Source organism: Streptococcus sp. 1F3 (genome assembly GCF_054968985.1).
The window spans coordinates 1-12,674 of record NZ_JBUEQR010000094.1 but is presented as its reverse complement, the minus strand read 5'-3'; the positions used below and the strand labels follow the sequence as shown (position 1 = coordinate 12,674).

Annotated in this window: 9 protein-coding genes; 3 read left to right on the top strand and 6 right to left on the bottom strand. The window is 43.5% G+C overall.

The window, feature by feature from the left end:
• Positions 1-9: 9 nt before the first annotated feature.
• Positions 10-939, bottom strand: coding sequence for an ABC transporter permease (locus ACVPON_RS08605; protein ID WP_462878217.1), 930 nt, complete (start codon positions 937-939; stop codon positions 10-12).
• Between the two features lie 228 nt (positions 940-1,167).
• On the opposite strand from ACVPON_RS08605, the gene ACVPON_RS08600 reads away from it, so the two are divergent.
• On the top strand, positions 1,168-2,808 hold the full coding sequence (locus ACVPON_RS08600; protein WP_462878216.1) for an ATP-binding cassette domain-containing protein: 1,641 nt from the start codon (positions 1,168-1,170) through the stop codon (positions 2,806-2,808).
• A gap of 268 nt (positions 2,809-3,076) precedes the next feature.
• Here ACVPON_RS08600 and ACVPON_RS08595 read toward each other — a convergent pair whose 3' ends face one another.
• From ACVPON_RS08595 to ACVPON_RS08575, 5 genes are all read right to left on the bottom strand, one after another.
• Entirely contained in the window at positions 3,077-4,954 is a 1,878-nt protein-coding gene (locus tag ACVPON_RS08595) for a family 20 glycosylhydrolase (protein WP_462878215.1), read from the bottom strand.
• Positions 4,948-5,817: an ROK family protein gene (locus tag ACVPON_RS08590; RefSeq protein ID WP_462878214.1), complete on the bottom strand. Its 870-nt coding sequence runs from the start codon at positions 5,815-5,817 to the stop codon at positions 4,948-4,950. The genes ACVPON_RS08595 and ACVPON_RS08590 overlap by 7 nt, the downstream gene beginning before the upstream one ends.
• Before the next feature lie 283 nt (positions 5,818-6,100).
• On the bottom strand, positions 6,101-6,226 hold the full coding sequence (locus ACVPON_RS08585; protein ID WP_462878213.1) for a hypothetical protein: 126 nt from the start codon (positions 6,224-6,226) through the stop codon (positions 6,101-6,103).
• Positions 6,227-6,279: 53 nt separating this feature from the next.
• Positions 6,280-8,916 carry an alpha-mannosidase gene (locus ACVPON_RS08580; RefSeq protein ID WP_462878212.1) on the bottom strand — a complete coding sequence of 879 codons (2,637 nt, stop codon included), beginning with the start codon at positions 8,914-8,916 and terminating at the stop codon, positions 6,280-6,282.
• 1 nt (position 8,917) lies between these two features.
• Complete coding sequence (locus tag ACVPON_RS08575) at positions 8,918-10,204, bottom strand: glycoside hydrolase family 125 protein (RefSeq protein ID WP_462878211.1); 1,287 nt, start codon at positions 10,202-10,204, stop codon at positions 8,918-8,920.
• 179 nt (positions 10,205-10,383) lie between these two features.
• Here ACVPON_RS08575 and ACVPON_RS08570 point away from each other — a divergent pair, with 179 nt between their 5' ends.
• Positions 10,384-12,471, top strand: coding sequence for a GH92 family glycosyl hydrolase (locus tag ACVPON_RS08570; RefSeq protein ID WP_462878210.1), 2,088 nt, complete (start codon positions 10,384-10,386; stop codon positions 12,469-12,471).
• A gap of 68 nt (positions 12,472-12,539) precedes the next feature.
• On the top strand, positions 12,540-12,674 hold a 135-nt coding region (locus tag ACVPON_RS08565; protein ID WP_462878246.1), incomplete at its 3' end, for an IS630 transposase-related protein.

The following is a 12,674-nucleotide window of genomic DNA, read 5'->3' as shown; positions in this document are numbered from 1 at the left end:
ATCCTCCTTTTAGAATAGGGCCGCGTCTTTGTCAATTCGACGGACGATGAGATTGGTTGTCAGCACTAAAATAAAGCCAACGATTGACTGGTAAAGACCTGCAGCTGCTGCCATACTGATGTCCCCTGTCCGAGCCAAGGCTGTATAGACATAGGTATCTAGTACATTGGTGACATTAAAAATTTGACCAGAATTTTTAGGGATGAGATAAAAAAGTCCAAAGTCTGCCCGAAAGATATTTCCAACAGCCAAAATAGTTAGGATAATCATCAGCGGAGCCAATTGTGGAATCGTCACATGGCGAATACGTTGCCACTTAGAAGCTCCATCCATTGTCGCTGCTTCATAGTAACTGGGGTCAATCCCCATAATGGTTGCATAATAGATAATACTACTATTTCCCAAGCCCTTCCAAATGCCGAGAAAGAGTAGGAAGGCTGGCCAGAAAGAAGCAACCACATACCAGTTCTTTCCTTCTTTTCCGAACCCTGCTAAAATGTGATTTAAAATTCCCTTATCTGGACTTAAAAAGGCGTAGACGAAAAATGAAATAATGATCCATGATAAGAAGTAAGGAAAGAGCATAGTAGTCTGATAGACCCTCACCAATCTCCTTGAGCGAAGCTCACTCAGAATAATCGCCATCGCTACCGCTGCGATTAAGCCTATCACAATGAAGCCAACATTGTATAACACCGTATTTCTCGTGATAACATAAGCATCCCGTGAGCTAAATAAAAACCTAAAATTATCCAAACCAACCCACGGACTGTTTGCCAGACTATGAATGAAACCATTTCCTGTCAAGTGGTAATTCTTAAAAGCCACAACGTTTCCAAAAACGGGTATATAAAAGAAGAGTACCAACCAAATCATGCCTGGAAAAACCATCAATAGAAACATCCAATTTTCTTTCAGTGTTCTTCCTATCTTTTTCATCCAAACCCCTCCTTTGTGAACGTTTACATTAACAGTATACATCCTTTTTCTCCAAAGTATTAACTACTATTTATAGAAAAAGTTCTACAATTTTTTAAACCCTACTGGAAGGAAAGAGAGCTTTCGATGGCATCTAAAATTAGGAGGGATTTGTCTATACTTTCTAACTGGTTTTTTTAATAGAAATTGCTAGAATCAAAGCAAAAAATAGAGATCAAGAGGTGTACTATGTTTGCTCTTCTTCAGCAACGAAAATCAAAACTCCTCGGTGTTAGTCTCCTAATTATCATTGGACAGATCTGCCATGTCTATGCCGCAACCATCAACGCCGAAGCCTTAAATCAACTGATCGCCCTGCGTTGGAAAGCATTTCTCTTCCAGGAAATCTACTTAATGTTGGTCTGGGGCGGGCTCATCTTTTTTGACTGGTTGACCAAGCTCTACCAGATGAAGCTGATTCAGGAACTCAATACCATTATTCGGAAAGACATCAGTCAACAACTGGCAGAAACAGACTATCAAAGCTATCATTTACGCTCTGTCAATACCTATCTTTCCTGGCTCAACAACGACATTCACAGCATCAATAAACAAGGTTTAGAACCCTTTTTTCTCATCATTAAAGGAATATCTGGAACCATTCTGGCTGTTGTCATGCTCTTTCGCTACCATTGGTCCTTGGTGCTTGTCACCTTTCTCTCTGTCAGTTGCATGCTTGCCATTCCGAAATTATTTGGCAAGAAAATGCAGGAGGTAAGCTTGAAAACCAGCCAACAAAATGAACAATTTCTCAAGGAAAGTGAAACGATTTTAAATGGCTTTGATGTCTTTTATTCCCTTTCTTTACTAAGAGAAATCCCCAAACGAATCGTTCAGGCTTCCCTCCTACTCAAACAGGTCATTCTCAAGCAAACCCGCCTTGAGGCAGCTGTTGGCGCAGTTGGATTCACAGGAAACATCTTCTTTCAAATTGGGCTAACCATCTTTACTGGCTATCTCGCTATCAAGGGGCTTGTTTCCATCGGTACCATTGAAGCAACAGGTGCTCTGACAGGTATTATCTTTACAACCCTAGGTGAATTGAGTAGTCAGCTAGCACTCGTCCACGGTTGTCAGCCAATTTTCCAGAAATTTCAAGCTGCCATTCCCAAGCCTATGACTCCTTCAAGCCCACCTACTCCGAGGAGCTGCACTCAAAATGCCCCTGCCTTAGCTGCCAGCCACTTGGGCTACAGCTACGGTCAGCACCCCATCTTTCAAAATATACAGCTAGACTTTGAAAAAAATGGGAAATATCTCATTACAGGCGAAAGTGGAAGTGGCAAGTCTACCTTATTGAAAATCCTAATAGGTTTTCTCCGAGACTACTCTGGAAGCATGACCTTCTATGGTCAAGAAATCCGTGATTTGCCAGCCTATTACCTTGCCCAGCATATCCTCTTCCTCCCTCAGGAAGCCTACCTACTTTCTACTACCATTCGGGAAAATCTCTGCCTAGGGCAGGACTTCTCAGACCAGCAACTCAAAGCTGCCTGTATGCAAGCTGGGCTAAGTGTGCACGAAGCATTTGAAGATTTCCTCAATCGTGAAGTTGGTGATCGTGGACGATCCTTATCAGGCGGACAGCGCCAACGGATTGCACTCGCCCGAGGCTTACTACGTGGACAAAAAATCATCCTCATTGATGAAGGAACCTCCGCAGTTGACAAAGAAACGGCGATAACGATTGAGCGTGAGCTACTCCAGAAGCCTGATTTAACCATTATCATGATCTCGCATACATCACATCCCGAGCTGGCCCACTACTTTACCAAAGAATTTGTCTTTCCAGATGGGTTTGTCCAAGAAAGAAGCGAAGGTCAAACTTAACTTCTTTCTTCTGCCTATTCATTTTTCGTCCAATACACTATAATACTCTTTAAAAATCAAAAGGATACTTCGTCAACTTGCCTTGGTGAAGGCTAGTTCTACCTTCGGTTTCCTTTCCCCTAATGGGCATAAAGCTAACGCAATGAGCAAAGAAATGCAGCCAAAATAATGGAAACAAAAGAAAAACACAGACAGTTCAGCTGGATTGAATCAACATCAGCCTGAATCTGTCTGTGTTTTTTATGATTGGTTCGTTTTACCTACTCTTTTAGGTCGTATAAATAGTTGATGCCGTAGCAATGAGATGCCATTGATTGGCAGCCGTAGCGGTTGGGCTTTTACCGGCGTAGTGATCTGTAAAGGGCAACAATGCTTCCTCTAATTCTGGTAGACTAGCCAAATCACCTCTGGCATAAGCTATCAGACGCTCCTTGGCACGACGTACACGCTGTAGCAATCCACCCATACGAATGTCTACTGTATCTAAGCCAAAGACCTTGTTTTCCCGCAACCATTGGTCGCTGAAACAGTCGATAAATTGCGCCAAGGCTACTTCGAGCTGAGCCAAGTCTCTTTCTGCATAGGCCAACAAACCTGCCTTATCCCCTTGCGCATAAGCATTTCGAATGTCCTTTGGCAAACGAGCCTTCACAGCAAGTATGCGATTGAGTTGTGCCTGGGTTTCAAAGAGATAAGCAAAATCTCCTGCTGTCTGTGCAATCCTTGCTAACTGACTTGCTGCTTGGAGAAAATGCGCTGCATCTTCTGGCAGGACATGCCGATCCAACAAGGGACAGAGGATATCTTGATAGAAAATATAGCGATTTGGATTGATACCACTGAGATGTTCAGGGATATGCGGCAACAAGTTCGCCAAGTCAATCTGCATGAAGTCCTCAAAGGGTACACCTGTATTTTCCACAAAATGATCTGAAATCTGCTCCAAATCATTACGATAGCTCCATTCTGCCCAAATTTGCAGGGTAGGGAGAATTGAAAATTGAGCCGTTTCACCACCATTGTCTCCCCAACCAGTCACAATGACTTCCTTAACCTGATACTGCTGACAGGCCTGATGGGCTTCCTTTGCAATCATACAGCTGAAATGATTCTGAGGAGTAAAGCCAATCCACTTCCAGGCACCGCCTGCAAAAGCAATATCAGAGCTAATGCTCAAGTGACGTTCAAAACTACGCTCGTACTTCTCACTCGTGTCTTGGTAGTAATCCCAATAGACCAAGGTCACACGCTCCTTTAACTGCTCAAGATAGGTCTGCGTTTCTGCTTGAATCTCCAAGTCCCCCTCATAGTTAGCGGTCTTAGACATCAATTGGAAAAACATATCGCTCCACATTTGGCAATGAAATCCATAGTGTTCTGCCAAGGTCAGAACCCGATCCAAATGTTCACACATGATGAGACTACGCTCACGCGCACCATGTTGCCTATAGTACCTCCCTAAGCCAACCAGATGAGCTTCGTCCATACCAATATTGATACGACGTGTCTTGAGCTGAGATAAGCTAGCAAACATCTGATCAATGAGCTGGTAAACCTTCTCTTCACCTACAAGTAAAATATCTTCCACATCTCGTAGTTCTTGTACCTCTTTGACCTGCCATTTGACAAAGGCACTTAGATGGGCAAGGGTTTGAATACAAGGGACAAATTCCATGTCAAAAAGATTGGCATAGGCTTCAATTTCTCTTAATTCCTCTACTGTATATCTTCCTCTAAAATAGCCAAAGTAGGGCTGCTCTTCAATCTCATAGGTATCTTCCATATAAAGTTCAAAAGTAGAGTAACCCATTAAAGCCAACAGTTCAATCATCTGCTTACAAGCTTCAACCGTTAGCACTGCGTTGCGCGAGCAATCTGCCATATAAGCCAAGCGCTCATATGCCGCATCTTCTACAATAGAAACCTCATCTCCTTTTTTCAGAGCTGCTTTTAACAGACTAAGCCCTCGATAAAGTCGAAAAGGCTGGTCATACTGGAGGCGATACTGCCCTTTTTTTCCCTCAAGAACGATGGAATGCCCTGCACATTGCGAGACTTCTATCTCACACTCTCCCAAGTGCAATCTTTTTTGAATACGCTGAATTGCTTGCTGTTGTTGGTCTGATACCCCTTTTATGACTACCATTGTTCTTCCTCCTGAAGCCAATTTACCAAGGCTCCATATACATTTGCATCTTCTTGATAATGACAGGCAACAATCTTTGGCACGATGCTATATTCAGGATAACGATCGACCAATTCTTCAACCTTTTCCTGTAATCCAGCAATAAATTCCTCATTTTGACTGATGCTACCACCGATACTAATCATATCCGGATCAAGGCTATATTGAATATTTAAAATCCCCAAAGCCAGATAGTAATACATCTGCTCAATACTTTCTAGACAGGCTGGATTTCCCCCATGAGCCTCTTGGTAAATTTTAAGCCCATCATAGCTATCATCTCCTGTCTTTTCTCGCACAGTACGAACTAAATTTCCCGTTGACGCAAGCGTTGACCAATTGTGGAGATAACAGTCAGGCTCACGCAGGGTCATGTAACCAAATTCACCTCCTAAATTATGCCGTCCTCGGTGCAATTGTCCGTTTAAAATAATAGCTCCTCCGATTCCCGTACCAATGACAACACAGGCTAAATGTTGCAGATGAGGACGTGATAAAAGCTCACTCAATCCAACACAATTCGCATCATTTTCTAAGGTTACAGGCACTCCATAGGTCGCTAGTTGATCATACCAAGAAAAACCATGGATATAAGGAATGGCACTGATCCCCTCGATCATTCCTGTCTCTCGATTAACCGCACCAGGGACACTAAAAGCAATGCCCTCATAATCTGCCTTTCTCAAACAAGTATCTAGAAAGTCAAGTAAGGCTTCCAAGGTCTCAGGGGTTGGGCAGGTTTCTTTTTCAAGCACTGCCCCCTCTTTGGTCATTTTAGCAAACTTAACACTAGTACCACCAATATCAATACAGGCTATTACCATATTATTCTCCTCATAGATATAGATACCCTCTAACAACTGCAATGAACGAGTGTTTGCAATCATTTACCAAACCCACATTCACAACGACTTTTTAGACCCTGTATTCACACGTAAAGTGCTTTTATATAAACGAGTATTTTTCGCTCATCAAGGCAAGTTTTTTTCAACATACTGACTGTATATTGAATGAGCCACTTAAAAACGAATCCTAGATGGAAGTGCTGAACTGTGAATACAGGGTCTCACTCCCCCCTGTTCATTAAACATGAACAAGGGGAAGCACTTACACATTGGCAACACCAAGCTCCCAGCTCCAACCTCCCAAGGGACACCATCCCTTTAGAGCCATCAAGTTACAAACTGCCTTTGTATTATCAAGCATCCACCAACAGGCTATCTTTTCAGCCATCCAATCACATCAACAAAGCTTCAGTTGACTTTCCAAAAATAGGGTCATGATTTTTAGGGACGATCAAGTATTTCTGTCCGAATTTCTTGTGGTCTTATAAAATCACTCTCTACTTGACAGGCTTCTTCTAACAGGTTCACATAGTGGGCTTTTTCCTCCAATGGCACTGCTTCTTGGCTCATATTGTAGTAGCGAAGAAGAGGATAGTGACCAGCTACTTCATATTTCAAGGCAGTTGGGCAAAGCCTCTCTTCTTCCAAGGCTGGATGCTCAATCTGACCAGTTGGGGCAAGAGTTCCAGCTTGAACAGGGACTTGAATGGCTATGAAGGAATTTTGAAATGCCTTCGCTCGTCTAAAAGCTGCAAAGCGTTCTTCTGGCTGATGGCATTCTAGCGCATACTCTACTTCAACGGTTCGTAAACACTGGGCATCTGGGGTTGGGAAATAGCCCCAATCTCCTAACTCACCTACCGCACGTAGGATAGTAAGGGCAAGAGTCTCTCCGTTTAAGACCTCATACTCATGGAGCCCTTTATTTGCGACCGTTACACCTTTTTCCTCATCTATCAGGCTGACAAATGCCTGTTGTCGTTGGGTATTTTCTGGATTTTCCCAAGTGGCTGACGGCTGATTGGCTCGCTCAACGACTTCAAAAATACTCTCTGCCATATGGGTTGATCCCTTATGATTTGTATGGAAGAGAACGCGAATCCGGTGATCTGTTGCCGTGTTGGTAAAGCGAGTTTTAAAGCGAATTTGCGGGTCTGAGGCAAGAACTGTCAACTCAGTTATAAGTTCCATTCTGGTCCTTTCCTGCGAACGACCTGAGGTTCGCCTCATGTACTCAACCATGCTTTTTTGTTCCCATTCCAACTGCTCATCTGCACTAACTGGGATCGTCCATTCATGCCTTAAACGCAGGCGAGCTAGCTGGCTAGTATTTTCAAGCACTTCTACCTCTCTTAGATCCGCATAGATTGGTTCGGTATGAAGCGGTTGGAAGTAGAGATACTCATTTCCAATATCACCTCGGTCTTCAAAATGCATAAAGTCCGGATAAATCTGACCAGTCCGCTTATCATAAAGGGTCAAACCACTTGATTCCACACAAAGTTTGAAATAATCTGTCTCAATCTGTCCATCTTGATAAAGACCTACTTCTTCTACTGGAGCAGCTGGCACCAGCTGAAAGGTCTGCCAGGAAGCAGCTTTTAAATCAACCGGTATCGTCACCTTCAATTGGCGTGCGATATAGGCCTTACGAAAAGCATCTTTGGGCAACTGATAGTTGAAATGGGCTCCTAAGTCTTCAATAATCGCAGGAATCCGATTCCCCTCTAGGTCCTCAACATCAAAAGTAGGCAGTTCCAAATCTGACATTCGTTGAAAAGCGGTCGTTGGAGTCGCTTCTTTAAAGTCACATGTAGCCATTTCAAGTACTACGCTGACCTGATCGCTTTTAGGATGCAAGCCTGGATTGATGACTGTAAAAAGATGGGGGCTGCTTGCCTCTTGGGTATTGAGCTGCATGTTCCAACTATTCAGAAGATTGGTCTGAACAAATCCTGCCACAGACTTAGCCTTTTCAAAGCGCACTTCCATTTCACGGTGGACTTCATCTATACTACAGCCACAAATACTATCATGCGGAGCATTTTGGAGTAGGGTTTTCCAAGCATAGGTCAACTGGTCTTGGTATTGCTCACCCTTGGTCAAGACAATCAGTGGTTCCACCACCTGCTCTAAGAGGTTGCTGGTTTCAAGGTAGGCCTGTTTCAGATAAATCCGTGCAGAAGCTGTATTGGCCAAGGTATACCAACCATCTGTCTCCTGACTGTTCAACTCGCCTGTCACCTGCGATAATTTAGCCGGAAGGTGTTTCTGAACTGCTCCTATATAGTCATCAAAACTACTATGAACAAAGGTAATCTCTGGATACAATTCATTGGCTACCCGAATAGCCTGGCTCAGATTCTTTTGAACGGGCTGGTGATCGCAACCATTCATCATAAGCCATTGATTGGTCGCTGCATAACGCTTGACATCTGCTAATTTTTGTTCCCAAAAGATTGCAGCCTCCGCTTTCTCAACTGGAATCTCATTGCCATTGCTGTACCAGTTTGCAAAGAGAATCCCTAGAACCTCACTGCCATCTGCCCCCTGCCAGACCATTTCAGAAAATTGCGAGCTAAACTGCTGATCATCCAAGACCTGATTATCAAAACCAATCGGCTTGACACCACGTCCAAAAGCGGCTACATCAAGCCCTGTCTGCTTGAGTAATTGCGGCGCCTGCCCCATGTTCCCAAAGGTATCTGGGAAATAGCCGACCTTAGTCGTTTTCCCCCACTTTCGACATTCTTGCTGACCGATTAAACTATTACGAACATTGGATTCGCTACTGATGAGATAGTCATCTTGCAAGATATAAAAAGGACCTATTTTTAATTTTCCCTGATCAATGTAAGCTTGCACTTTTTCTCGATTTTCAGGACGAATAGCCAAATAATCATCCAAGACAATGGTCTGACCATCCAGATGAAAACTCTTAAATTCAGGGTCATTCTCAAACAAATCAAATAAATCATCGAACAGCTCTACTAGCTGCATCCTGTGTCCTTCAAAGGATTGGTACCATTCACGATCCCAATGGCTATGGGAAACAATATGAACAACTACATTCTCCACGCTACACCTCCACTCGCATACCATAATAATCAAGCACCAATTCACAAAACATCATATTTGCCCATGAGAACCATTCACGGGAAAACTTGGTTGGGTCATCCACATGGAAACTCTCATGCATAAGCCCTGTTCCACCATCACAAGCCACTAATCGATCTAAAATGCGTTCTTTTTCCGCCTGATCTTTCGTTGTCAATCCCTCGATACAAAGTGCGATTGGCCAAATATACCGATAGAAGGTATGGGAGCTTCCTAGACCTCTGGCATACTCACCCTCATAGTAATAAGGATTTTCCTTGCTTAAAATCGTGCGTCGTGTCGCCTGATACACTTCGTCCTCCAACTGGCAATACCCTAGATAAGGGGCAGCAAGTAAACTTGGTACGTTTGGGTCATCCATGATGCTGGCATTTCCTAAACCATCTACTTCAAAGGCATAAATGGTCTCACCAGCCTGATTTTGTGTCTTCCCATACGTTTCAATTCCTTCTCTTATCTCCGCCTGCAAGCACCTAGCCTGAGGCACAATAGTCTCACGATTGAGTAGATCAAGCCCCTCAAAGATTTCGACCACATACCCCAAGACAACGACTGCAAACATATTCGAAGGAACAAGATAGCTATACTCACAAGCATCATCACTCGGACGAAAAGCAGACCAGGTCATGCCTGTAAGACCAAAGGCTGGTCCATTGCCGTCATTGGCTAAGGTATCTTCTTTGCGATCTCCTACACGAACAAATGAGTAGGGGGAGCGGCTATGGTCTTGTTCCACTTGCCAAAGATTGAGGATAGCCTTGGTCGCTTCTATAAATTCCTCATCGAATTGGCTCGTTTCCCCTGTCACTTTCCACAAGAGATAAGCTAGTTGCAGAGGGTAACAAAGTGAATCCACCTCATACTTTCGCTCCCAAATCCAGCCAGTCAAGTCGGTCTGGTCTGTCTCATGGTGTCCTTTCCAATTATCCTCCATGTTAAAAGCATTCGCATAAGGGTCATGCAAAATAAAACGAAGCTGGCGTCTCAACACACCTAAAATAGTTTGGCGCAGACGGTTATCTTCTTTTGCTAGAAACAAATATGGCTTAATTTGAGCAGTTGAATCACGCAACCACATGGCAGGAATGTCCCCCGTCAAAACAAAGGCAGTGCCATCATCAAGGATTTTAACCGTATTGTCTAGTGTGTCGGTATAGCAACGCTCAAATACCTGCACCCATTCAGGATGATCTTTTGCTCGCGTCGCAATCGCTTGCAACCATTGATTGACTAAGTCTTTTGAATACATATTATCTCCTTTTGGTTTTCAAAGAATATTACTATTGCTCAGTTTCTAGTATAAAATAAGGCATTCTAAAAAAACCTACACAAACTATAGACCTTTCGATAATATCTTCTCCACTTGTTCCTATGGAAAAGAAACATGATATAATGGGTCTAAAAACAGGTTCACAGAAAGAAACTCCTATGAAAACCATCCTCGAACAAATTGATACACGCTACGGTTCTGATAACTGTCACGCTTACTCAAACGGGAACACACTTCCCTATACAGGACTTCCATTTGGTATGAATTATTTCGTTCCCCAAACAACTGATAGCCAAGGAAGCTGGTTTTTTAATCCGACTATTCCTCTTTTCCAAGGTATACGCTTGACCCATCAAGCAAGTCCTTGGATTGGAGATTATGCTTGGCTATTATTGACCCCTGTTACAGGAAAGATGACACAAGCCAGCCTCTTTCATCGGCAAAGTAGCTATCGTCTGAATGAAGCTATCTTTCAACCCCATCATCTAGCCATTCACTCTGAACGCTACCAGATCCGAACAGATCTAGTCCCCACAACCTATGGTGCCTGCCTGAAGCTAAACAGTCTTAGACAAGAAAAGCTAGCCCTCTTTCTTCACAATGAAAAAGGATGCTCCTTTGAACAGGTCGATCCTTATTCTCTACGAGGCTACGTACAAGATGTGACTGAAACGACCCATAAGCCCATCACCCTTTATGTCCACTTCCGTTTTAACACACCGATGACTGCTGTCAAGCAACTAGAAAGTGATACCATCGTTGAATTTACCGCACCAGATCTAGAAATCCAGCTTGGAACTTCTTACATTTCCCACGAGCAGGCTCTATTCAATACGCCAGAGTTCCACTTTGAGGACTGTAAAATACGAGCAAAAGAAGCCTGGTTGCACTATCTCCATCGTTTTGACATTGTGGAGGACGGAGGCTACGATACCCGCATGTTTCACCATGCCCTCTATCGAACCTTCCTATTTCCACAAACCTTCTATGAGATGGATAGCAAAGGCAAGGAAATTCATCTCGATCTTGCCTCCAATCAAGTCCGCCCTGGAAAATTCTTTACGAATAACGGATTTTGGGATACTTTCCGCACGTCTTTTCCCCTCTTTGCCCTTGTCGCACCAGAGCAATACGCTGCTTTCTTAGAGGGATTTCTCCATTTTTACCAAGAAACAGGTTACCTGCCAAAATGGCTAGCTCCTGACGAACGTGGTATGATGCCAGGTACGCTCATTGACGGGGTCATCGCAGATGCCTGTGCCAAAGATATCGCCCCTCAATTACAGGAACAGCTCTTTTCAGCCATGCTTGATACAGCAGAAAAGAACGACCCCAACAATATCTTTGGACGACACGGAGCAGATACCTACAAGCAACTGGGCTACCTTCCTTATACCCACTTTCATGAAAGTGTCAGCCATACCATTGACTATACCTATAGCGACTTCTGCATTGCAAGCGTGGCAGAGGCACTCGGACACGATGATACTGCCCAAGAATACAAACAGCAAGCCCAAAATTACCAACATCTCTTTGATCCTAAAACAGGCTACTTCAGAGCAAAAGATGAAGATGGCAACTGGCGACCAGACTTTTCACCCTATAGCTGGGGTCAAGATTATGCAGAATGTTCCAGTATTCAAGCCAGTCTAGGTATCCTCCACGATATAGAGGGACTGAAGCAAATGATGGGAGGAGACCGAGCTTTCACTGACTACCTGATTCAACTCTGTAATAGTAAGCCTCTCTTTGAAGTCACCGGTTACGGCTACGAAATTCACGAAATGAGTGAGGTAGCGACTCAAAACTTCGGCCAGCTGGCGATTTCTAACCAACCGAGTTTCCATATTCCCTACCTCTTCCAAAAGAGCCTCCACCCTGAATACACTAGCCTGCTCATCAAGAGTATCCGTCAAGAAAGTTTCCAACCAAATTTCGAAGCCTATCCTGGAGATGAGGATAACGGAAGCATGTCCGCCTGGTATATCTTTAGTTGTCTCGGTTTTTATCCACTCTGCCCCGGAAAAAGTGAGTATGTCTGTGGCGTGCCACACTTCCCACAAATCAAATGCTATCTCCCTACTACTGGTAAATGGCTTACCATTACCAGTCACGACAACTACCCTCATTTCAATTTTGTCCAGCACATCAGTCTTGATGACAAGAGTATAAGCAGCTTTTCACATGCAGAACTCCTTGCTGCCACTCAACTCGACTTTAGTCTTTCTTGGTTACCAGCATCCTAGCCAAACAAACTCCCAGCCAAACTGATATAGTGCTTTAGTTTATAAATAAATTATGTTAGAATAGTGTTATGGCATATGATTTAGATTTTAGAAAACGAGTAATTGCTCATGTTCAAGCAGGTCATGAAAAGAAAGAAACCTGCAAGTTATTTGGTATCAGTAGTAGTACCCTTTTTCACTGGGAAAAACAATTGGAAACACAA